This is a genomic window from Epibacterium sp. ABV4_022, assembly GCF_056159345.1.
The window spans coordinates 3,772,196-3,793,320 of the sequence record NZ_JBSWVA010000001.1 but is presented as its reverse complement, the minus strand read 5'-3'; the positions used below and the strand labels follow the sequence as shown (position 1 = coordinate 3,793,320).

Sequence of the window (21,125 nt, the reverse complement as noted above, 5' to 3'; positions counted from 1 at the left end):
AGGGAGACCCTGCAAAAAAGGCTACCGATCCGTCGGTTGCCGAGTCTATGATGCATCAACGCCTGTTGCGCGCGGACAAGCGCGCCGCTTCCGGGGGAAGGTAAATGGTGAGTGTTTCCGATTTGCAGCCGCAAGAGGCTGCGCAAACCCTTTCTCTTCATGCCCTGTCCATTGGTGAGGGTATCCTGGCGCTCAGTCAGGCGCCCGGTGCTGGCGGGGACTACCCCGGAGACCTGCGTTTGATACGAGAGTGGCGGGCCTCGATCGTGGTGACACTCACCACAAGGGTGGAGCAGGTCATTCTCGGAACCGAGACGCTGGGCTGTGATATTCAGGGGCTCGGCAGTCGTTGGTTTCATCTGCCGATCGAGGACTACCAGACGCCTACAGCGGATCAGCAGGAGCGTTGGGCGGACATCAGCGGGCTGTGTCGGCAGGCCCTGTCCGGTGGCGGGCGCGTGCTGGTGCATTGCCGGGGCGGCTGCGGACGGTCCGGCATGGTGGCCTTGCGCTTGATGATCGAAAGCGGGGAACGGCCCGACGCCGCGCTCCATCGTCTGCGTCTGGTGCGCCCCTGCGCGATCGAGACCGACGCCCAGATCGCCTGGGCTTACGGCCCGCGCCGCACAGCGCCGCCAGCGTCCGGCTAAGCTGCGATCTGTGAGCCAGTTCGGCAGACGGCAGAAACGCAAAACCCCGCCAATGGCGGGGCAATGCAAAGTGAGAGGTTGGACATCGACCCAAGCGGGGCTCGTTGTGGCTGCTTCCTTCCGGACCTGACCAGGTTGGCGAGGCGCTTGCCCGCGCCAACCTCTCGAATCCCGATATAGGCAAGTGACGAAGGGATGACAACCCGCAGGCGCGGGTTTCCTGCCCCTCAGGGATTGATCAGAGCGACAGTGTCAGCGCGAGAAAACCGCTGTTCAGCATGCGTGCCGTCTGGGCGACCTGGGGTGGCAGTTCATGCAGCCTGGCCCGTGCACCGGGGCCGGTCAAGGCGACCGCTTCGACTCCAAGGCCAGAGGCAAAACGCCAGGGGTACGGGGCGGCGGACAGGGGGTCTTCGGGCAGGAGGCCGGTCACATAGGCGGTCACGGCCTCTCGCACCAGCTGTCGGGCCAGGGGGAGCGACGCGGCTCCATCCAGCATGTGAAAATTGCCGCCGCCGCTGCTGCGGTAACTGTTCAGCCCGACCGCGAACCGCTGTGTGTCGGACAGGGGGGTGCCCTGCCAGCGCAGATTGCGGATACGCCCCGGTCCGTCGTGGCGTCGCCGTCCGGCAGCGTCAAACCATGCGGGGGCGGTGGGATCGATTTCGTATTCGAGGCCAAACAGCACATCGAAATTATGACCGGCCCGATCCGGATCCACCAACGGCATCGCCGGTGCCTCCGGGGTCAGCTGGCTGAAGAACCCGGCGGACATCTCCAGCCAGTCCCGCACCTGGCGTCCGGTGACGATGCAGCATCGCAATTCGTTGGGGTAGATATAGAGATCCGCGACGTGGCGCCGGGACATCGGACCGGCGGGCACATCGGTGTAGTTGTCGGGTCCTGCACGACCGCCGAACTTGGCCGGGGCTACAGCCGACAACAGAGGCAGGTCGGAAAAGGCGGATTCCGCCAGCACCGGACGTATTGCGGCAGCCTGCGCCGCAGCGGTCAGCGCCAATGCCCGATCCTGCCCGAAAAATGTGAAATACGAATGCTGCGCATCTGATGCACAGCCGACCGGCTTGGCCATTTCAGCGCGGGTGTGAGCGTGGGCCGGAGCAAGGACGTCGACCAGGCCGGGGTCCTCCGGGGCGAGGGGGTGCACGCCCTGCGAGGTGCGGGTGCCCACCGCACGGAGTTCACAGTGGGAGCGCACGATTTTCCAGCCTTCGTTTTCATGCACCAGATCCAGATCGATCACCCCGAGGTGCGAGCCCCCGAAGCCGGGCATCACCACCGGCACGTCAAGAGCCTCTTGCGGGCCTTGCGGAGCGGGCAGAAGCAGATGCGTATGCCCCCCCACCGCCGCGTCGAGCCCGGGCAGGGCGCTGATCGGGCGCAGCGCATTCTCCATTCCGGGGCTGGCTTCAGCCGCGCCCAGCCCGGTGTGCGCCAGCGCGATGACCACATCTGCACCTGCGGCACGCAGATCGCTGATGCAATGACGCGCGCAGTCCACCATGTCTTCGATTTCGACCCGCCCCGCGAGGTGATCTGCGTCCCACATCATTGTTTGTGGCGGCAGGACCGAAAACAGGCCGACGCGTACCGGTGGCTGATCGGCGCCGGCAATCTGGCAGGTCAGCACCAGGCTGCGCTTGATTGGCAACTCCAACGAGGGATCCAGCGCGCGCAGGTTGGAGCAAAGCGCCGGGCAGGGGAGGGCATCCAGCGCATGTGACAGTGCATCAAGGCCGAAGTTGAACTCGTGATTGCCCAGTCCCACCGCATCATATCGCAATTCGGCAAAGGCAAGAATTGCCGGAGGCACAATGCCTGCCTGCCCGGCGGCGGTCTCCGCCAGGGGGGTGCCCTGCAACCAGTCGCCATTGTCCAGCAGCAGTGTGGCGCCGCCCATCGCGTCGGTTTCGCTGCGGGCGCGGGCAATCAGGCTTGCGGTGCGGCTCAGGCCAAAGGCCGGGTTGGACGAATCCGCGTAATAATCATGGCTGAGCAGGTTGCTGTGCACGTCGGTTGTGGCCAGTACCCGCAACCGGCCTGCCACCTGATCCGTGCCATGGCTGGCATGGTGCATTGCATCCATGCCTTTGTCTGAACCTGTCATCACGTGCCGTTCTTCGCCCATCGCTTCCCCCGCTGCTCCGACTGCTCGACCGGTGTGTCCGCAGGGGGGTGCGAATTCGTTAACGCCGAGAAAAACAGGCTTGTGCAACAGGCGGAACCCTCCAGTTCAGCTTTTTGCGAGAAAATGTGAACCGTGGCATTTTTGCTTGAGTCGCCGTCGGGAATGCGGCATCGCCTGTCTGCATACCGATGGTTCAACGTCGGTCATCCCGTGCCGAACAGGGCGCAGGCGGATACTCAACAACGGGGCAGGACGATGATGAAGCGGGCGGAACAGGTCACATTTGGTGGCAGCGGACTGGATCGCGCGGCGCATGTCCGCGGTGATGCTCAGGCGCTGGAACGCCTGTGGTCCGCACCCGCAAGTCGGGTGCTTCTGCTGTGGCAGGGCAAGCCACTTTGCCTGCAGAAGACGTCGGACTCCGCCCCCGAAGGCCTGGCGCTTGTGTCGACCAGTCATCCGCTGGTGGCCTGTCGTCGGGAGACCGCGCTGTTTCTGGGGTGCGCCGAAGCGTCAAGCTGCGATGCGGTCGGGGAAGCGGAGGGCCCAGACGCGGGATATTTCGCTGTCGATGTGCAGGACTGGTCACCGGACGAAACCGAAGCGACCACCCTTGGCACGTTCCTTGATCCCAGTCTCCAGCATCACCCGGAGTTGCCGCAGAACCATGTCTTTGCGGAATTGCGCGCGGTGATGACGCGGCTGACCCCGCGGGAGGCGGAGCTGGCCGCGACCGCAAAGGCGCTGCTGGGCTGGCACGCCACCCATGGTTTCTGTGCCTGCTGCGGTGCGCCGAGCCGGATCGAGCAGGCTGGCTGGCAGCGGCGATGCCCGGAGTGCGGCGCGTCGCATTTCCCGCGTACCGATCCGGTGGTCATCATGCTGATCACACGTGGGGATCGCGTGTTGCTGGGGCGGTCTCCGGGCTGGCCAGACGGCATGTATTCTTTGCTGGCAGGCTTTGTTGAGCCAGGAGAGACGCTTGAGGCCGCCGTGCGCCGCGAGGTGTTCGAGGAATCCGGCATCGTGGTGGGGCCGGTCAGCTACCTGGCCAGTCAGCCCTGGGCCTTTCCGATGTCGCTGATGTTGGGCTGCCACGGTGAGGCGCTGAGCAGCGACATCGTGATTGACCCCAGCGAAATCGAAGATGCGCTTTGGCTGACCCGGCAAGAGGTCATGGATATGATCTCGGGGCAGCACCCGAAGGTGCAGAAACCGCGCAAGGGGGCGATTGCCGGTTTTCTCTTGGAAAACTGGGTTGCGGATACACTCGGGTAACGGACATGATCTATTTTGACCTCGACGGCGATCCGCCCGCGGCGCGGATGTGATGAGTAAACTGTGACGGAGCAGGCGCAGCATGCATTTCGAAACCAAGGAAGACATCGATTGCTCGATCGAACAGGCCTTTGCTGCCATTACAGATTTCGAGGCGTTCGAGCGATCTGCCATCCGGCGTGGGGCCGAGGTTCAGCGCATCGGTGAGGTGGCCACCCCTGCGTCCGGGCTTGCCTGGGAGGTGGCCTTTGTGTTTCGCGGCAGCCAGCGCCATATGACGGTTTCCCTGCAGGAACACGACAGGCCAAATGCGATTGCCGTGCTGGCCAAGGGGAATGGCATGAGCGGGACCATGCGGGTGGAACTGTTGGCCCTGTCGCCGCGCCGCACGCGGATGACCGTGCGGGTTGATCTGACACCCAAGACACTTGCGGCACGTTTGCTGATCCAGTCTCTGAAGCTCGCCCGCAACAAGCTGAACCGGAAGTTTCGCCAGCGCGTGGCCGAGTTCGCAAAAGCCACCGAAGAACGGTTGGCACAGTCCGCCTGAGCGCTTGGCCTGAACGCTTGGCTTGATCGCGGATTCGCAAAGCCGGGTGCTGTCTGCGCTGTCGGATGGCCGGAAACAGTCCAGGCTGATCCTGTTGGGACGTACGGTCCCGATCTCTGTTTGGGTATACAGAGGCTGCGCTGATCTGCGGTGTCCATGAGTGTCGAGGGGGGGGGGCGTGCCTCGACAACAGTCAATCTTCCATAAAATTATTAGACTTATATCTATTTTTTCAAGGGCTTGCGCGGGGCATTAGCCTCACTTGTTAACAGTCTTGTGCGAGGGTGGGCTCACGACCTCTCTGAGCCAAGGATTGTTCAATGTACCGCTTGTTGGACTGCATTACGCAGGAACATAACTATGGTCTTGTCGCCGTTGCAGCCCTGATCTGCGTTGTCGGGTCCGTGCTTTCCACGCATATGTCCGCTCGGCTGACCGAATGGCGGGGCAAGCGACGGCTTGTGCAGTTGCCGCTGGCGGGGCTGATCACCGGCGCCACGATCTGGTCCACGCATTTCATTGCCATGCTGGCCTATGAACCCGGCTACGATCACGGATACGAGCCTGTGATGACGGGGGTGTCGCTGGTGGTCGGCGTGCTTGGCGCGTTTGCCGCCAACGCCGGGCTTGCCTTTGCCCGGGGGGGCTCCGCACCGATCATGGCCGGGGCGATCTTTGGCATGACAGTATCGGCGATGCACTACACCGGGATGAGTGCCTATTTGCTGCCGGGAAACATTATCTGGCACATCGGGACAGTGACCGCGTCCGTCGGCATCGGTGCGGGCCTCGGGGCGCTGAGTTATGGCCTGATCGCACGTCGTATCGGTGGTCTTGGCGGCCGCGCGTGGCCGGCGCTGGTCATGGTGCTGGCGATCTGTCTGATGCATTTCACTGGCATGAGCGCGATTGATGTCCGGCTGGACTCTGCGGTCGTAGTGCCGCCACAGACGATTTCCGATACGGCCATGGCGATGCTGATCTTTGCGGTGACTGCCATCATCCTGCTGATTGCCATCGCCTCGGCCAGTATCGAGGTCAATCTGGAGGGGGAGACACGGACCCAGCTCGATCATGCGGCGCTGCATGATCCGCTCACCGGCATGCCCAATCGCATGTGGCTGACCCGCAGGCTGGATGCGCTGAAGCTCCGCCTGCAGGAGAACGAAACAACCCGCGTCGCGGTCCTGACCGTGGACCTCAACCTCTTTAAGGAGGTGAATGATGTCTATGGCCATGCCGTCGGCGATGCGGTGCTGACACGCGTGGCCCTGCGTCTGATCTCGCAGCAGGGAGAGGACGAATATGTCACCCGCGTCGGCGGCGACGAGTTTGTTGCCATCAAGGAGGGGTTTCGCCGTATCGAGGAAGTGCTGAGCTTTGCCGAGCGGTTGCACGCAGCGATTGTCGAACCCATTGATCTAGAAGAAGTGTCTCTGCGTGTCGGCGCCGCCATCGGTGTCGCAACCACGCTGGAGGATGGGCGCGATCCGTCGGAACTGCTGCACAAGTCCGATGTCGCGATGTACCGCGCAAAATCGGAACCGGACGCGTCGATTTGCCTGTTCAACGAGGAGATGGACCGTCGCAGCCGTGACAGGACGCAGATGGTGCATGACTTGCGTCTGGCGCTTCAGCGTGACGAGTTCGAGCTGGTCTATCAGTTGCAAAATGCGCTTGATACGCTGGCGCCGGTGGGGTTCGAGGTCCTGCTGCGCTGGAACCACCCGACGCGGGGCCGTGTGTCCCCGGTCGAATTTATCCCGGTGGCCGAGGAAACGGGGCTCATTCGCGAAATCGGGCAATGGGTGCTGCGGGAGGCCTGCCGCGAGGCTGCCGGATGGGACCGCCCCTATAGCGTTGCCGTCAATGTTGCGCCGCAGCAGCTGGTCCAGCCGTCCTTTGTCGAGGATGTCATGGATATCCTGATGGCGACAGGACTTTCACCGGACCGGCTGGAACTGGAAATCACCGAAGCCAGTATTATCGACGATCAGGCGCATACGCTGAAGGTGATGCACAAGCTCAAGTCGGTCGGGATTCGCATTGCGATGGATGATTTTGGCACCGGCTATTCCTCGCTTGCCACGCTTCAGGCCTTTCCTTTCGACAAGATCAAGATCGACCGGAGCTTCGTGCGCGATGTGCATAAGGATGCGCAACGCGCCGCCATCGTCCGCTCGACGCTGCTGCTGGGGGCGGCGCTGGACATTCCCGTGCTGGCCGAGGGGGTCGAAGTGGAGGACGAGCTGCGATTCCTGCGCGGTGAAAGCTGCGCGTCGGTCCAGGGGTATTATTTCGGCATGCCGATGAACCGGGACAACATGCGTCTGATCGCGTGCGCAGACGAGGCCGACGGGGAGAGCGGCGCCACAAGCGTGGCCTGATCCGGCCGTCGGGGAGGCATCGCTACAGTGCGATGCGGTGCCCCGGCTGGCCCGCGCCAGTGCTCAGCGCTTGCGATCCGCAGGGTACACGCCGAGAATCTCGACGTTGGTGGTGAAATAGGCCAGTTCATCCATCGCGAGACGCACATTGTGATCTTCCGGGTGGCCGTCGATATCCGCATAGAATTGCGTCGCGGTGAAAGAGCCGTTGACCATGTAGCTCTCCAGCTTGGTCATGTTGACGCCATTGGTGGCAAAGCCCCCCATCGCCTTGTAAAGCGCGGCGGGGATGTTGCGCACCTGAAAGACAAAGCTGGTGATCATGCCGTTGTCGCCGCGTCGGCTCAGATCCGGTTCGCGTGCCATGGTCAGGAAACGGGTGGTGTTGTTGCCCTGATCCTCGATGTGGCGCGCCAGCGTATTCAGCCCGTAGATCTCGCCTGCCAGTTCCGAGGCCAGGGCTGCGTGCGTGATGTCGCCGCGTTCGGCGACTTCGCGCGCAGCGCGGGCATTGTCGGGGCTGACGCGGCCCCGGATGTCATGCGTGCGCAGGAAGCTGGCGCATTGCGGCAGTAGCACCAGATGCGAATGGGCCTCTTTCACATCTGCAAGCGTCGCGCCCGGCACCCCCAGCAGATTGATATGCACCCGGACAAAGGCCTCGTCGATGATCTTCAGCCCGGAATGGGGCAGCAGCCGGTGAATATCGGCCACCCGCCCATAGGTCGTGTTCTCCACCGGCAGCATTGCAAGCTCGGCTGCGCCGGACCGGACCGCCTCGATCGCATCCTCAAAACCGCGGCAGGGCAGCACCTCCATGTCGGGGCGCTTGTTGCGGCACGCCTCATGGCTGTAGGAGCCGAGTTCGCCCTGGATTGCGATTTTTTGGGTCATAGCTGCGTCATCTTTGCAAAAACTTGGGGAAATGGTCGTTTAGTCGCGGTGTCTATACCTTGCCAGTTGATAGGGGAAGCCTTAGACAGCCTGCAAGACAGCTGAAATGGACTCGCTATCATGTTTGACACGATGACACTCACCAAAGCGACCGCAGGTTTCTGCGGTGCGTTCCTTGTTTTCCTTCTGGGCAAATGGGTTGCTGAGGAACTTTACCATGTCGATGCACACGGCGAAGCGTCCTATGTCATCGAAGTGGCCGACGCCGGTGGCGCAAGCGATGAGCCCGAGGTGGATTTTGCCACGTTGATGGCCGAGGCCGACGTGGACAAAGGCGCCAAGGTCTTCCGCAAATGTACCGCCTGCCACAAGGTTGATGGGACCGATGCAACCGGTCCCCATCTCGATGGCGTGGTTGGTCGCGATATCGCGTCGGTGGGTGGTTTTGCCTACTCCGGTGCTCTGACCTCTCTTGAGGGCGCTTGGACGCAGGAGGAGTTGAACGCATTCCTGACCAAACCCTCTGCCTATGCTTCCGGCACCACCATGTCGTTTGCGGGTCTGAAAAAGGTCGATGATCGTGTGGACCTGATTGCCTATCTGGAAAGCCTCGGCAACTGATCGGCCCAGTCCCCCGATCATTCCCGAACCATTCACAAAGGGCCGCAGCCTGCGCTGCGGCCCTTTGGCATATGTGGTGCTGTTCTGCGATCATCCAGCATCCAGCGCCCTGATTTTGTACTTTTGCCCGGCGTGGGGCACTCCGGCCCCCCGGATCTGCGGGGATCGGTTGTCAATTCGGCGCGAGGCGGCAATCTCGGCTTGAAAACAACAGGCTCCGACATTTAGCTTCGAAGGCAGCAGAAAAAGACACCGGTGACCGCCCGACAGAGGCGCGGCGGTTCGGGATTGTGTCGGATAAGAAGGGTTTAGGCAGATGACGAACAGACGCACGCGTGTGATGGCAAAGGTGGCTGCAATTTCCCCCATCGTGTCCAGGCCCAGATCCTTTGCCAGCGCCATGCTGTTGTCCTCCGCTGCTCTGCTGGCTTCCGTCCTTGCAGCGCAGGGCGCAGAGGACGGTAATGTGACCACCAGCCACGGATATTCCTTCTATGGGAATCTGGACTACCCGGCTGATTTCGAGCACTTCGATTACGTGAACCCGGATGCGCCCAAGGGAGGGGAGCTGTCCGTGCCCTTCATCGGCACGCTGGACAGTATGAATCCCTATTCCGGCAAGGGGCGCGCGCATGCCTTTTCCGTCTACCCCTACGAAAGCCTGCTTGCGGACGGCGCGCCTGCGGACAAATATGGCCAGTCCTACTGCCTGCTGTGCAAAACCGTGGAATATCCGGAAGACAAGAGCTGGGTCATTTTCCATATGCGGCCCGAAGCACGGTTCTCTGATGGCACTCCGGTCACGGCGCATGACATCGCGTTCAGCCACAATCTGCTGCTGGATCAGGGGTTGCAGTCCTACGCCGATTTTGTGCGGAAGCTGATCCCCAAGGTCGAAGTCATCGATGACCACACCATCAAATTCTATTTTGCCGACGGCGTGTCCCGCCGCAGCCTGGTCGAACAGGTGGGCGGGGTGCCTGCCTGGTCGAAGAAATGGTTCGAAGAAACCGGTCAGAAACTCAACGAGAACTGGATCGAGGGGCCTCCGGGCTCTGGCCCCTATGTGATCGACGAAATCGATCTGTCGCGCCGCATCGTCCTGAAACGCAATCCCGATTACTGGGGCAAGGACCTGCCGATCAATCAGGGGCGGCATAACTTTGATGCGCTTCGGGTCGAGATCTTTGCCGATGACACCGCCGCCTTTGAGGCGTTCAAGGCGGGCGAGTACACATTCCGTGCCGAGGGCGACAGCAAGAAATGGGCCAGCGGCTATGACTTCCCCAAGGTCGAGAGCGGCGCTGTAAAGCTCGAAGAACTGCCCAATGGTGCACCGCCCGCGGCCTCCGGCATTGTGTTCAATCTGGCATCCCCCAAGCTTCAGGACCGCCGTGTCCGCGAGGCGCTGGCCTTGGCGTTCAATTTTGAGTGGTCCAATGAAAGCCTGCTCTACGGGCTGTTCGAACGTCGGGCGTCCTTCACCCAGAACTCGCCCTTGATGGCGACGGGCACCCCCGAAGGCGCGGAGCGGGACTTCCTGAAAAGCCTTGGTGATCTGGTCCCGCCAGAGATGCTGAACGAAGAGGTCTATGTTCCGGCAACATCTGATCCGGCCCGACTGTTTGATCGCCGGAATGCGCGCAAGGCAGCTGCGCTTCTGGAGGAGGCGGGCTATGTCGTGGGCAGCGACGGCAAGCGGGTTACCCCTGATGGTGCGCCGTTCGAACTCGATTTCCTGTTCTCCTCCTCCTCTTCGCCCACAACACGCGGCGTGATGGAGAATTTTGTCGACAACCTTGATAACCTTGGCGTCGCCGTCAATTTCGAGGTTGTCGATACCGCGCAATACACCAGCCGCGAGCGGGATCGGGACTACGATCTGGTTGTCGACCGCTACACGACCTTCCTTGGCACCGGGACGGGGTTGGAGCAGCGGTTCGGGTCCGAGGCCTCGGCCTATTCGCTGTTCAACCCGGCCGGGCTGGCGTCGCCGCTGGTGGATGAGATCATCGCAAAATCTCTGCGGGCAGAAACCCGCGAGGAAGAAGTTGCAATCATGACCGCGCTCGACCGCGCCTTGCGGCATGAGTTCATCATGATCCCGCTGTGGTACAACCCCAACCATTGGGCGGCCTATTACGACCAATACGAACACCCGGCGGAAATCCCACCCTACAGCCTCGGGTATCTGGACTTCTGGTGGTATAACGAGGACAAGGCCAAGGCGCTGCGCGATGCAGGCGCGCTGAGGTAAGTCCCCGATGCTCAACTATATTCTACGGCGCCTCTTGCTGGTGATCCCGACCCTGATCGGGATCATGGTGGTGAATTTCGCGCTGGTGCAATTCGTTCCCGGTGGGCCGGTCGAACAGATGATTGCCCGTCTTGAAGGCGGCGGCGACGTCTTTGGCGGCTTTGCCGGTGCCACAAACGATGGCGGCGCTGAAACCGTGGGCCAAGCCGAGAGCCAGTATGCCGGCGCGCGCGGCCTGCCGCCCGAGTTCATCGAAGAGCTGGAGCGGGAGTTCGGCTTTGACAAACCGCCGCTGGAGCGGTTCCTCAACATGATGTGGAACTATATGCGGCTCGATTTTGGCGAGAGCTACTTCCGCAACATAGGCGTGATCGATCTGGTGCTGGAGAAAATGCCGGTGTCGATCTCGCTTGGCCTGTGGTCGACGCTGATCGCCTATATGATCTCGATCCCGCTTGGGGTGAAGAAGGCGCTGCGCGATGGCAGCAGCTTTGACAGTTGGACCAGTGGCGTGATCATCGCGGCCTATGCAATCCCGGGCTTCCTGTTTGCGATCCTGTTGCTGGTGCTCTTGGCCGGGGGCTCATACTGGCAGATTTTCCCGCTGCGAGGTCTCACATCCGAAAATTGGGAAGAGCTGAGCCTTCTGGGCAAAATCGGCGATTATTTCTGGCACATCACCTTGCCGGTGGTGGCATCGACCATTTCGGCCTTTGCGACGCTGACCCTGCTGACCAAGAACTCCTTTCTGGATGAGATCAAGAAACAGTATGTGATGACCGCGCGGGCCAAGGGGCTTACTGAGAACCGGGTGCTCTATGGGCATGTGTTCCGCAATGCGATGCTGATCGTGATTGCAGGGTTTCCGGGCGTGTTTATCTCGATCTTCTTCACCGGCAGCCTGATCATTGAGACGATCTTCTCGCTGGACGGACTGGGGCGGCTCGGGTTTGAGGCCGCAGTGGCACGCGACTACCCTATTGTTTTTGGAACACTTTTCATCTTCGGGCTGATGGGCCTAGTGGTGGGGATCTTGTCTGACATCATGTATGTGCTGGTCGATCCGCGCATCGATTTTGAAAAGCGGGAGGGGTGATCTGATGGCACTGTCTCCGCTGAACCAACGTCGCTGGAACAACTTCAAGCGCAACCGCCGGGCCCTCTGGTCGCTCAGGATCTTTTTGGTTCTGTTTGGCCTGTCGCTGTTTGCGGATGTATTGGCCAACGACAAACCGATCCTGGTGAACTATCGCGGCGAGTATTTTACTCCGATCTGGAACTTCTATCCGGAGACCGCCTTTGGGGGGGATTTCCAGACCGAGGCCGTCTATCGCGACCCGGAAGTGAAATGCCTGATCGCTTCCGGCGGCAGTCTGGATTGTTTCGACGATCCGGATGGCATCATTGCCGAGATTGACGCGGGCACCTATGCGGGAGAGGATTTTGTCGAAGGCTGGTCGCTCTGGCCGCCGATCCCCTACAGCTTTGACACGCCAGTGGATCGCTCCGGGGCCGCGCCGCTGCCGCCCAACGGGCAGAACTGGTTGGGTACCGATGACACCAAACGCGACGTGCTGGCGCGCGTCATTTATGGCTTTCGGCTCTCGATCGTCTTCACTCTTGTGGTCACGATCGCCGCAAGCCTGATCGGAATTGTCGCGGGCGCTGTGCAGGGGTTCTTTGGCGGCTGGATCGATCTGATCTTCCAGCGCGTGATCGAGATCTGGTCCGCAACGCCATCGCTGTATGTCATCATCATCATGTTTGCGATCTTAGGGCGCAGTTTCTGGCTCCTGGTGTTTTTGATGATCCTGTTCAGCTGGACGGCGCTTGTAGGCGTGGTGCGCGCAGAGTTTCTGCGGGCGCGCAACCTCGAATATGTACGCGCAGCCAAGGCGCTTGGCGTGGGCAACGTCACCATCATGTTCCGCCATATGCTGCCCAATGCGATGGTGGCGACACTCACTATGCTGCCGTTCATCGTGACCGGTACCATTGGCACCTTGGCGAGCCTTGATTTCCTCGGCTTTGGCCTGCCGTCTTCGGCGCCATCGCTGGGTGAGATGACCCTACAAGCCAAACAGAACCTGCAGGCACCGTGGCTTGCCTTCACCGCCTTCTTTACCTTTGCAATCATGCTCTCGCTTCTGGTCTTCATCTTTGAAGGCGTGCGGGACGCGTTTGACCCGAGAAAGACCTTTTCATGAGCCATGCAGACATGAGGATTGAAAAACGCGCGACCTCTCGCCGGGGTGGGCAGCCGCAATGACGCAAGCCCCCATTCTTCAGGTCAAGGACCTTCGCGTTGCCTTTCGCCAAGATGGTCAGCTCACCGAGGCGGTGAAGGGCGTGTCCTTCACGGTGTCGCGCGGCGAAACGGTTGCGCTGGTGGGCGAGTCGGGGTCCGGCAAATCGGTCTCCGCATTGTCCACGGTCCAATTGCTGGGCGACAGCGCACAGGTCTCCGGCTCCGTCACCTATGATGGGCAGGAAATGATCGGCGCGGATGAACGCACCCTGCGACGGGTGCGCGGCAACGATATCTCCTTCATCTTCCAGGAGCCGATGACCTCGCTCAACCCGTTGCACACCATTGAAAAACAGCTGGGCGAGGCGCTTGCTCTGCATCAGGGCGTGATGGGCGAAGATGCGCGCGGGCGCATTCTGGACCTGTTGAACAAGGTCGGTATCCGCGACGCCGAAACCCGACTTGGCGCTTACCCACATCAGCTCTCGGGTGGGCAACGTCAGCGGGTGATGATCGCGATGGCGCTTGCCAACAAGCCCGATGTGCTGATTGCGGACGAGCCCACCACGGCGCTTGATGTGACCATTCAGGCGCAGATCCTCGACCTTCTTGCGGATCTGAAATCAAGCGAAGACATGGGGCTTTTGTTCATCACCCATGATCTGTCGATCGTGCGCCGCATCGCTGATCGGGTCTGCGTGATGAAATCCGGCGAGATCGTCGAAGAGGGCCCCACGGCAGAGCTGTTTGCCGATCCCAAACACCCCTACACGCAGAAGCTGCTGGCGGCTGAGCCATCCGGCAGACCGGGGCCGGTCCCTGAGAATGCAGATGAGCTTGTCGCGGCAAACGACCTCAAGGTCTGGTTCCCGATCCAGCGCGGCCTGCTCAAACGCACGGTTGGCCATGTGAAGGCCGTGAACCCGATGTCGCTTTCTGTGCGCGCCGGCGAAACCCTTGGCATCGTCGGGGAATCCGGTTCTGGCAAAACCACGATGGCGCTGGCGATCATGCGTCTGATCGCCTCCGAGGGCGAAGTGCGTTTTCAGGGTCAGGACCTTCGCAAGTGGTCGACGCGTGAGTTGCGCCGCCTGCGCAAGGACATGCAGATCGTGTTTCAGGACCCCTTTGGCTCGCTGTCGCCGCGGATGACCTGTCAGCAGATCATTGCCGAAGGCCTGGCCATCCACGAGGTCGACCAACACCGCAAACCACGCGAACTGGTGGCGGAAGTGATGGAGGAGGTCGGCCTCGACCCCGCCGCAATGGACCGCTACCCGCATGAGTTTTCCGGCGGACAACGCCAGCGCATTGCGATTGCCCGCGCCATGGTACTCCGCCCGAAACTGGTGGTGCTGGACGAGCCCACATCGGCGCTTGATATGACGGTTCAAGTGCAGATCGTTGACCTGCTGCGCGACCTGCAGGCCCGCTACGGGCTGGCCTATCTCTTCATCAGCCACGATCTCAATGTCGTACGCGCCATGTCGCATGAGATCCTGGTGATGAAGGCGGGCGACATTGTCGAACATGGCCCCGCGGATGAGGTGTTTACCAAGCCGAAACAGGACTACACGCGACATCTACTCTCCGCCGTCACATTGGACGGTCACCCGTAGGCTCAGGACTTCGGTAACGGGGTCGGTTCAGTCAACATGTTTCGGGCAAGCAGAATGATCCGCCAGAGCGGTGCTTTTGCTTCGTCGTGTCGGCACTGCTTTCTCTCGCGGCTTTCGGCAAAGGCCCCTCGGGTACATGCTTCGGTTCGTGGTCAGTGTGGTGGCTGCCAACATGATGCTGGTTCGATGTAATTCCGACGTGCCCATCTCATAGGCGTGCTTGACAGATGTCGGCGACAGTCCAGACCGCGGCATCGTCGGAACCACGTCCCTGCGGGACCTCGAAGGCCTGCGATTAAACAGGCAGCGGGTGGCGGAACAACCGATCAGGCCATTTGTGGCGCCACGTCCGGTTCGAAGACGGTGCCATCAACCCAAATCCGATGGAGGATGACAGCGATACGACGTGCCAGTGCAACCATCGCAATTTTTCGGCCACGACGTTACGCGAGCTGTGCCCCCCATGTTCTCAGCCATGTTGATCGTCCACGGTTCATCATGACGGTTGCGGCCTGGCACAGGGCCCGTCTCAGGTTGACGTCTCCGGCTTTTGTAATGCCGCCCGAGACATCACGCTCGCCGGACTGGTTACGCGAGGGCGTCAGGCCGGCCCAACGACCGATCCTCTTGGAAGACCTGAAGCGCGCCGGATCATCAACGGCTGCACGGAAGGTCAATGCCACCACCGCTCCGATCCCGGGCATCGTCATCAGTCGGCGGCAAACCGGGTCGTCCTGAGCGAGCTGGCGCACCTGCTTCTCAAGGGCTGCGAGTTCCAGACGCAAGGTCGCTCTGGCACGAAGCATCGGCGTTGTTGCCGTTTCCAGCATGGGATTGCCATCCGCCAACTCCCGAATGCGGGTCTCGAACCTGCCGCGAGAGATTGCGCCCACCTTGAGACCGAAGTTACGCAGCAGTCCTCGCAGGGACATCTCCAGCGCGATCATGTTCTGTTGAATGGCTTTCCGAGCGCCGAGAACAGCCCGAGTTTCTTGAGCCGAGGCGGATTTGCAGTGAACCGGGCGGAACCAGCCGAGATGAAGCAGGCGCGCGATGCCCTCAGCATCCCGCCGATCCGTCTTGATAGGCATTGCCTTCAACGCACCTTTCACCTGGCGCGTTTCCATGAGCACTGTAACCAACCCCGCTTCTGTCAGTCCACGGTGAAGCCATTGCGACAATGGCCCAGCCTCCAGTCCAATCGCGGCAATGCTACCATCCAGATCACCCAACCTGCGTACCAGAACCTCGGGCTCGCTCGCGGCTTCGGCCTCATCGATGATCTTGCCGTGCTCGCTGATCACGCAGATCGCAGTCTTGGCCAACGACACGTCCAATCCGACAAATAGTCTCATCCCATAGTCCTCCATATGGATCCAATACGGGAAGGTCGGCAGCTGATCTGTCAGCTTGCAAGCGATAACGGGCAGCGCGCGACGCAGGCCCCGTTACAGCATCTCAAAACAGAAAATAACAAGCGCTACGAGTGCGATGGCGGAGGAGAGAGTTTTGGGGCACCGGTAGTATCTGGTTGCGACACGTCGTCGATCTTTGAGCCGGTCAAGCATTATGCCGGTGTGGTTGCGGTGTTTCTAGCGACGCTTGTGATGCTTTAGCGATGTTTTGCGCTGCTTCCGACCGGGGGTACAGGCGCGTGTCCCTCTATTTTGCAGGGCTTCGCGGAACTAGTCGGCGTGGCTTTGTTGCACAAACCGGTTTATGGGCGTGCTTCCCCTTTCCCCGGGCGGATTTAGCCTATGGGCCCGGTGACAGGTATGCTGAGGGCTGTGTAGCGGTTGAGCACGGCGATGCGGATTTGGATTTCCGCGACCTGTCTATCGAAGTCCCGCGCCATGAGCCTTTGACCCATCAGTTTCACGCAGTGCATTTTGCTCTCGACGCGGCTTCGGCGGTGGTATCCTGACCGCTTTCGCCACAGGCACACCCCAGGTAACGAGACGCACGCACTGCTTCTTTGCGTGTGATAGCGCCTGCACTGGTGGGCTTCCAGGGCTTGGCGTTCCTGCGCGGCGGGGTCACAGCATGTGCATCCCGGACGGCAACGGCCTCGTGGCATTTGCGTGTGTCGTATGCTCCGTTGGCAGTCACTGATCCGATTGTCTGGTCGGGGGGGGGTGACCCAACAGTTCGGGCAGCATTGACGCATCACCGACATTGCTGCTTGTGACCTCCACGGCGCGCACTTCCAGCGTTCATTCATCAATACCGATGTGTGTCTTGCGCCAAATCCGGCGTTTCGGACCGCCATGCTTGCGCGTTTGTCTGGAAAACAGTCTCCCAGACTGTTTTCTGATCCTCCGCACTCCACTCGCCTTCACCCTCGGCCTTGATGCCGGTACTATCGATCAGGAGAATGAGCGGGCCGGTACCGCCTCGACACGGCAGGCTTACATTCAGCGTCTTCTGGCGGCGGCAAAACGTGCTGTAATCTGGCACAGCCCAATCCAGCCCAACCAGCCGCAGGAGGCTCTGACCGAAACCCGTCTTCTGTCTCAACGGTATACCAAACGCACCTTCATCGTGAGGCAAGTCTGGATCGCCGCATCGCTGAAGCTTCGCTGCCGACCGCGCTTGCCGCTGGGCGGCGGCGTCCAAACCATCTCCGGATCAAACCAGATAGATAGCGATCCGCGCTGCTTAATTGCATCATTGTAGGACGACCAGTTCGTGGTCTCGTATTTCGTAGCGGCCCAACTGCTCATACATACCAGGTATCACGCTGGACTGTTGAGATGAATTCCAGGGAAGGAACTGTGCAACAAAGCCCGTCTGTGCACGCAGCTTCAAGGAAAACTACCGTGTCCGGTATCTTTTACCATGTCAGTGGTTTGATCGCTTGAGCGGAGACCGTCGAGCCGGACTATGGTGCGCGCGCACTTGAGAACTTTGAGTCGGTTGACTGGCCGCCAATGGAGCCGAACCGTCTCCTAGGTCATCGAGACTGAAAGCCAGGGGAGCATGAAGCTACAAGCCAACCAAAATGTTTGAGTTAATTAGGGGCTGAGGCAAGCGCAATAACAGTGAAAGTCGTTGTTTGCTGTGAATTATAGATTCGTTCGCTTGTTCGCTTCGCGGTTGCCGCGAATGCCCGGATCGATGGGCCGCGCCGCGGCATCTGAATGGCAAGGCGGATGTCGGCATTGGAGCCGTGAGTGTCGGGCAGCGGGAGGCCGGAGGGACCATGCGGTTTGTCTGCTTCAGCAGTTTCGCCACGGCAACTAGAGATGACGGTCAATTTGCCAGTTGCTTACAGACAAAGTCGGCGCGTGTTACAATGTCGGCGCGCGGCAGCTCCGTGATTTCGTATCCGAGGGCGGTGTAGGTCTCGCGCATGACGGCACAGGTCGCTTCGGCTTCGGCGCGAGTCTGCTTGCGTTCGCTGTCTTGCGTGAAGATCTCATCCCAGAACGGCGCGAGGAAGACGCGACGGTTGTAGTGGGCTGCCTTGGCTGCTGCGGCGACGTGGGGCGATACGAGGAGGCCGCAGAGGGTCAGGTAGCCCATGATGTCGGGAATGCCCCGGTCGAAGATCACGGGGCCTGAGAGTGCCTGAGCGTCCTCGTAGGCGCGGAGGTCGCGCTCAAGCATCCGTTCGGCATAGGCCATGCGGTCGGCCCAGGGGAGGGCGTCTCCGCCGCTGGCCATCTCCTCACGGATGATCGCGCGGCCGGATTCGGGGGTTGTGTGGAAGCTGCGGCGAGAGAGCTCGGTGATCAGGCTGGTCTTGCCCGCACCGGGGCCGCCCGTCACGACGAAGAAATGGTCGCTCATGGGCCATCCTCGGTTTTGACAGGGTAGGGGCTGCGAGCGATCGACTCTCCGAAAGGCGCGGATCAAGGCAGCATGGATTTTCGTAGGGAAAATAGCACCTGGCTGCGCGACAGAGGCAAATCCTCTGACGAAAAAGGCAGAACTATCTGGTGCTTTTCAACAGGAAGGGTTGGTGGAGCCTAGCGGGATCGAACCGCTGACCTCCTGCATGCCATGCAGGCGCTCTCCCAGCTGAGCTAAGGCCCCTTCCAACTCCGCTTGGGCATCGCCCCTGCGGTGTGAGAGGTCGTTTAAGGGAGGAGAGATTTGGCTGCAAGCGGAAAATGTCGCCGGACGCGGATTTTTTAGATTCCCCTGTCAGATCAGCGTGAAAACTTTGGTGCGGGCAGGCGAGGCGTACACCTGTAAGGGAGCAGAAAGACGGGTGCCGGGTGCTTGTAATTGATGGCTGCTGTGTGAGGCGCACCTGTGTCGGCCGGAGAGGCGTGGGTGCGTTCTCAATCGATGCGGCATCTTTTAGTGGCGGAGCCTTTTGCGCGGTGGCCTCCTGTGCAGGAGGCAACCTCTGACGCAGAGATGACAGGCCGTATCGACGGCCCCGGTGTTTCGGGGGAGGGCAAGGGCTCAGCGGCGCGTGACCTGCACCGCCAAGCGGTAGGCTCTGCTGTGCTGGCGTGTCCAGCCAACACCGTGGAGAACAGCTCAAAGTCGGAGTAAGGGGGGCAACCGAGATCCGGTTTCAGCCCCGCGCCGCCAAGCGATCGCGCGGGGCCCTGTGCGGGCGCCTCAGGACTCGTCGTCCTCGTTGGCAACATCCGCGATCTCATCGAGGGACACGTTGTCCTCTTCGTCGTCTTCAAGAACATCGTCACCGAGGTCCATGTCGACTGCGTCGTCGTCATCTTCCAGCACGGCCTCGTCGCCGTCGGTGTTCTGTTTTGCCTTCAGGCTTGCCGCATCTTCCGCGTCTGCTTCGATCATGCGGCTCTTGGCGGTGTCGATCTCCACGACCTCGCCCGTGTAGGGGCTGACGATCGGGTTCTTGTTCAGGTCGTAAAAGCGTTTGCCAGTGGTCGGGCAGACACGTTTAGTACCCCATTCTTCCTTGGGCATGTGGGTCCCCTATGAAAATAGCGTGAGTCGGTAAGACGATTCAGGTGCCTTGCCATAAGCGACAGACCCTGTCAAAGCCTTTGCGGCCATGCCTGCGTGGGGAGATGTCATGCCAGAACTGAGCCTGCCCGGCGATCCGGATGTCCGGGTCATACTGCGCCGCTCGGCCCGGGCGCGGCGGTTATCGCTCCGGATTTCCTCGCTCGACGGGCGGGTGACGCTGACCTTGCCCACGCGGGTGTCCGAACGGGAGGGCCGCGCGTTTCTGCTGGAGAAGGAAGACTGGATCCGCAGCCATCTCGCCCGGCAGCCAAAGCCGGTTGCGGTGCGGGCGGGGATACGACTGCCGGTAGAGGGGCGGGAGCTGGATATCCGCATCGGTGCGGGCCGCAGGGTCGAGCAGCGCGGCGAGGCCCTGATCGTGCCTGGGTCGGCACCGGCGCGCCGGCTGGAGCGATACCTGAAGGAACTTGCCCGGGATCGACTTGCGGCGGCATCCGACAGATACGCGGCCCAATTGGGTCGGTCCTATTGTAGCCTGAGCCTGCGCGATACCCGGTCACGCTGGGGATCATGTTCCGCGGCCGGAGGGCTGATGTACTCCTGGCGGCTGATCCTCGCGCCGCCGGACGTCCTGACCTATGTGGCGGCCCATGAGGTGGCGCATTTGCAGGAGATGAACCACTCGCCCGCGTTCTGGTCGGTGGTCGAGGATCTATATGGTGACTACGCTGCGCCACGCCGCTGGTTGCAGAGCGATGGCAATGCCCTGCACCGCTATCGTTTCGAAGATATCTCCGAAAAGGATTGATCTTCACCGGTTTTGTGATCACATACCGCGCCATGGACAAGCTGCTGACGGGCAATCGACCCACTGCCGAGAACACAGGCTCGGCCCATGATCGCGTTTATCGGGCGCTTCGTACCCGCATCATGCACGGCGAAATAAGCCCGGGCGAAGCCCTGACGCTGCGCGGAATTGGCAAGGACTACGACGTGTCGATGACGCCCGCACGCGAGTCGGTGCGGCGGTTGGTGGCCGAAGGCGCGCTGTTTCTGTCGTCCTCGGGGCGGGTCTCGACGCCGGAGCTCTCGAACGAGCGGATCGAGGAACTTGCAGCTCTGCGCGCCCTGATCGAGGTTGAGCTTGCCTCTCGCGCCCTGCCGCGCGCCCATATGGCGCTGATCGACCGGTTGCAGGCGATCAACGGCACCGTGGCCGAGAAGATCTCCAAACGCGATGCGGTGGGGTATATTCGCACCAACCTTGAATTCCACCGCACGCTTTACCTGCGGGCGCAGGCGCCTGCGATGCTGGCGATGGCAGAGACGGTCTGGCTGCAACTGGGGCCGACCATGCGGGCGCTGTATGGTCGGCTGGGCCGGACCGAGCCGCCGCATAATCACAAGCTTATTATCGCGGCGTTGAAGGCGGGCGACGAGCCAGGGCTGCGTCTGGCGGTGCGTACCGATGTGACGCAGGGGTTGCGCCTGCTGGCCGGCTAAGGGGCGGGCGGCTTTGTTGCGCCATGTGCACACGTCGTGGACGTCATTCTGCCTTTGTGAG

The 21,125-nt window shown here is 61.2% G+C and carries 16 protein-coding genes, 1 tRNA gene, 1 other RNA gene and 3 pseudogenes; 11 read left to right on the top strand and 10 right to left on the bottom strand.

From position 1 onward, the window contains the following. Positions 1–104: 104 nt before the first annotated feature. Entirely contained in the window at positions 105–650 is a 546-nt protein-coding gene (locus ACXAF5_RS17935) for a protein-tyrosine phosphatase family protein (RefSeq protein ID WP_239322497.1), read from the top strand. A gap of 68 nt (positions 651–718) precedes the next feature. On the opposite strand, the gene ffs is transcribed toward ACXAF5_RS17935, so the two are convergent. Together ffs and ACXAF5_RS17925 are read right to left on the bottom strand one after the other, a co-directional pair. Further along, positions 719–817, bottom strand: an RNA gene (gene ffs, locus ACXAF5_RS17930) — signal recognition particle sRNA small type. 71 nt (positions 818–888) lie between these two features. After that, the gene (locus tag ACXAF5_RS17925) at positions 889–2,778 is read right to left on the bottom strand and encodes a 5'-nucleotidase C-terminal domain-containing protein (protein WP_474947615.1); all 1,890 of its coding nucleotides are present in this window, start codon (positions 2,776–2,778) and stop codon (positions 889–891) included. 279 nt (positions 2,779–3,057) lie between these two features. Here ACXAF5_RS17925 and nudC point away from each other — a divergent pair, with 279 nt between their 5' ends. The 3 genes from nudC (at position 3,058) to ACXAF5_RS17910 (ending at position 7,014) form a co-directional block, all read left to right on the top strand. Then, a complete protein-coding gene (gene nudC, locus ACXAF5_RS17920; protein ID WP_474947853.1) occupies positions 3,058–4,077 on the top strand; it encodes an NAD(+) diphosphatase in 1,020 nt (339 codons plus the stop codon). 82 nt (positions 4,078–4,159) lie between these two features. After that, positions 4,160–4,627 (top strand): SRPBCC family protein, encoded by a 468-nt coding sequence (locus ACXAF5_RS17915; RefSeq protein WP_474947614.1) that lies wholly within the window; start codon positions 4,160–4,162, stop codon positions 4,625–4,627. Between the two features lie 320 nt (positions 4,628–4,947). Beyond that, positions 4,948–7,014, top strand: a complete 2,067-nt coding sequence (locus ACXAF5_RS17910) for a putative bifunctional diguanylate cyclase/phosphodiesterase (protein WP_474947613.1) — start codon at positions 4,948–4,950, stop codon at positions 7,012–7,014. Between the two features lie 63 nt (positions 7,015–7,077). Here the strand turns inward: ACXAF5_RS17910 and ACXAF5_RS17905 are convergent, their stop codons facing one another. Then, positions 7,078–7,908, bottom strand: coding sequence for a prephenate dehydratase (locus ACXAF5_RS17905; protein ID WP_474947612.1), 831 nt, complete (start codon positions 7,906–7,908; stop codon positions 7,078–7,080). 120 nt (positions 7,909–8,028) lie between these two features. Here ACXAF5_RS17905 and ACXAF5_RS17900 point away from each other — a divergent pair, with 120 nt between their 5' ends. Next, positions 8,029–8,529: a c-type cytochrome gene (locus ACXAF5_RS17900; RefSeq protein WP_474947611.1), complete on the top strand. Its 501-nt coding sequence runs from the start codon at positions 8,029–8,031 to the stop codon at positions 8,527–8,529. 90 nt (positions 8,530–8,619) lie between these two features. On the opposite strand, the gene ACXAF5_RS17895 is transcribed toward ACXAF5_RS17900, so the two are convergent. Next, positions 8,620–8,931, bottom strand: coding sequence for a hypothetical protein (locus ACXAF5_RS17895; RefSeq protein ID WP_474947859.1), 312 nt, complete (start codon positions 8,929–8,931; stop codon positions 8,620–8,622). Between ACXAF5_RS17895 and ACXAF5_RS17890 the strand changes: the two genes are divergently transcribed. Genes ACXAF5_RS17890 through ACXAF5_RS17875 form a run of 4 tightly spaced genes read left to right on the top strand, consistent with a single transcriptional unit; the run spans position 8,846 to position 14,653 of the window. Further along, a complete protein-coding gene (locus ACXAF5_RS17890) occupies positions 8,846–10,786 on the top strand; it encodes an extracellular solute-binding protein (RefSeq protein ID WP_474947610.1) in 1,941 nt (646 codons plus the stop codon). The two genes, ACXAF5_RS17895 and ACXAF5_RS17890, sit on opposite strands and share 86 nt — an antisense overlap. A 7-nt stretch (positions 10,787–10,793) precedes the next feature. Next, complete coding sequence (locus ACXAF5_RS17885; protein ID WP_239322504.1) at positions 10,794–11,882, top strand: microcin C ABC transporter permease YejB; 1,089 nt, start codon at positions 10,794–10,796, stop codon at positions 11,880–11,882. Between the two features lie 4 nt (positions 11,883–11,886). After that, positions 11,887–12,993, top strand: coding sequence for an ABC transporter permease (locus tag ACXAF5_RS17880; RefSeq protein WP_239365764.1), 1,107 nt, complete (start codon positions 11,887–11,889; stop codon positions 12,991–12,993). Positions 12,994–13,051: 58 nt separating this feature from the next. Beyond that, positions 13,052–14,653 carry an ABC transporter ATP-binding protein gene (locus ACXAF5_RS17875; protein WP_474947609.1) on the top strand — a complete coding sequence of 534 codons (1,602 nt, stop codon included), beginning with the start codon at positions 13,052–13,054 and terminating at the stop codon, positions 14,651–14,653. A 326-nt stretch (positions 14,654–14,979) separates the two neighbouring features. Here the strand turns inward: ACXAF5_RS17875 and ACXAF5_RS17870 are convergent. The 6 genes and pseudogenes from ACXAF5_RS17870 to ACXAF5_RS17845 form a co-directional block, all read right to left on the bottom strand. After that, positions 14,980–16,008 (bottom strand): annotated as a pseudogene (locus tag ACXAF5_RS17870) (IS110 family RNA-guided transposase). Between the two features lie 93 nt (positions 16,009–16,101). Beyond that, positions 16,102–16,338 (bottom strand): annotated as a pseudogene (locus ACXAF5_RS17865) (transposase); the annotation flags it as partial. 65 nt (positions 16,339–16,403) lie between these two features. Then, a pseudogene (locus ACXAF5_RS17860) lies at positions 16,404–17,376 on the bottom strand (IS5 family transposase). A 529-nt stretch (positions 17,377–17,905) separates the two neighbouring features. Then, a complete protein-coding gene (locus ACXAF5_RS17855; RefSeq protein ID WP_474947608.1) occupies positions 17,906–18,445 on the bottom strand; it encodes an AAA family ATPase in 540 nt (179 codons plus the stop codon). A gap of 170 nt (positions 18,446–18,615) precedes the next feature. Further along, positions 18,616–18,691 (bottom strand) — tRNA-Ala (locus tag ACXAF5_RS17850). A 540-nt stretch (positions 18,692–19,231) separates the two neighbouring features. After that, positions 19,232–19,558 carry a TIGR02300 family protein gene (locus tag ACXAF5_RS17845; RefSeq protein ID WP_474947607.1) on the bottom strand — a complete coding sequence of 109 codons (327 nt, stop codon included), beginning with the start codon at positions 19,556–19,558 and terminating at the stop codon, positions 19,232–19,234. Between the two features lie 109 nt (positions 19,559–19,667). Between ACXAF5_RS17845 and ACXAF5_RS17840 the strand changes: the two genes are divergently transcribed. Together ACXAF5_RS17840 and ACXAF5_RS17835 are read left to right on the top strand one after the other, a co-directional pair. Further along, complete coding sequence (locus ACXAF5_RS17840) at positions 19,668–20,369, top strand: M48 family metallopeptidase (protein WP_474947606.1); 702 nt, start codon at positions 19,668–19,670, stop codon at positions 20,367–20,369. Between the two features lie 32 nt (positions 20,370–20,401). Then, positions 20,402–21,064, top strand: coding sequence for a GntR family transcriptional regulator (locus ACXAF5_RS17835; RefSeq protein WP_305037469.1), 663 nt, complete (start codon positions 20,402–20,404; stop codon positions 21,062–21,064). Positions 21,065–21,125: the final 61 nt, after the last annotated feature.

What these genes read in the sequence shown, in the direction of transcription:
- ACXAF5_RS17935 (WP_239322497.1), top strand. Translation starts at nt 105, where the DNA reads ATGGTGAGTGTTTCCGATTTGCAGCCGCAAGAGGCTGCGCAAACCCTT.
- ACXAF5_RS17925 (WP_474947615.1), bottom strand. Translation starts at nt 2,778, where the DNA reads ATGACAGGTTCAGACAAAGGCATGGATGCAATGCACCATGCCAGCCAT.
- nudC (WP_474947853.1), top strand. Translation starts at nt 3,058, where the DNA reads ATGAAGCGGGCGGAACAGGTCACATTTGGTGGCAGCGGACTGGATCGC.
- ACXAF5_RS17915 (WP_474947614.1), top strand. Translation starts at nt 4,160, where the DNA reads ATGCATTTCGAAACCAAGGAAGACATCGATTGCTCGATCGAACAGGCC.
- ACXAF5_RS17910 (WP_474947613.1), top strand. Translation starts at nt 4,948, where the DNA reads ATGTACCGCTTGTTGGACTGCATTACGCAGGAACATAACTATGGTCTT.
- ACXAF5_RS17905 (WP_474947612.1), bottom strand. Translation starts at nt 7,908, where the DNA reads ATGACCCAAAAAATCGCAATCCAGGGCGAACTCGGCTCCTACAGCCAT.
- ACXAF5_RS17900 (WP_474947611.1), top strand. Translation starts at nt 8,029, where the DNA reads ATGTTTGACACGATGACACTCACCAAAGCGACCGCAGGTTTCTGCGGT.
- ACXAF5_RS17890 (WP_474947610.1), top strand. Translation starts at nt 8,846, where the DNA reads ATGACGAACAGACGCACGCGTGTGATGGCAAAGGTGGCTGCAATTTCC.
- ACXAF5_RS17895 (WP_474947859.1), bottom strand. Translation starts at nt 8,931, where the DNA reads ATGGCGCTGGCAAAGGATCTGGGCCTGGACACGATGGGGGAAATTGCA.
- ACXAF5_RS17885 (WP_239322504.1), top strand. Translation starts at nt 10,794, where the DNA reads ATGCTCAACTATATTCTACGGCGCCTCTTGCTGGTGATCCCGACCCTG.
- ACXAF5_RS17880 (WP_239365764.1), top strand. Translation starts at nt 11,887, where the DNA reads ATGGCACTGTCTCCGCTGAACCAACGTCGCTGGAACAACTTCAAGCGC.
- ACXAF5_RS17875 (WP_474947609.1), top strand. Translation starts at nt 13,052, where the DNA reads ATGACGCAAGCCCCCATTCTTCAGGTCAAGGACCTTCGCGTTGCCTTT.
- ACXAF5_RS17855 (WP_474947608.1), bottom strand. Translation starts at nt 18,445, where the DNA reads ATGAGCGACCATTTCTTCGTCGTGACGGGCGGCCCCGGTGCGGGCAAG.
- ACXAF5_RS17845 (WP_474947607.1), bottom strand. Translation starts at nt 19,558, where the DNA reads ATGCCCAAGGAAGAATGGGGTACTAAACGTGTCTGCCCGACCACTGGC.
- ACXAF5_RS17840 (WP_474947606.1), top strand. Translation starts at nt 19,668, where the DNA reads ATGCCAGAACTGAGCCTGCCCGGCGATCCGGATGTCCGGGTCATACTG.
- ACXAF5_RS17835 (WP_305037469.1), top strand. Translation starts at nt 20,402, where the DNA reads ATGGACAAGCTGCTGACGGGCAATCGACCCACTGCCGAGAACACAGGC.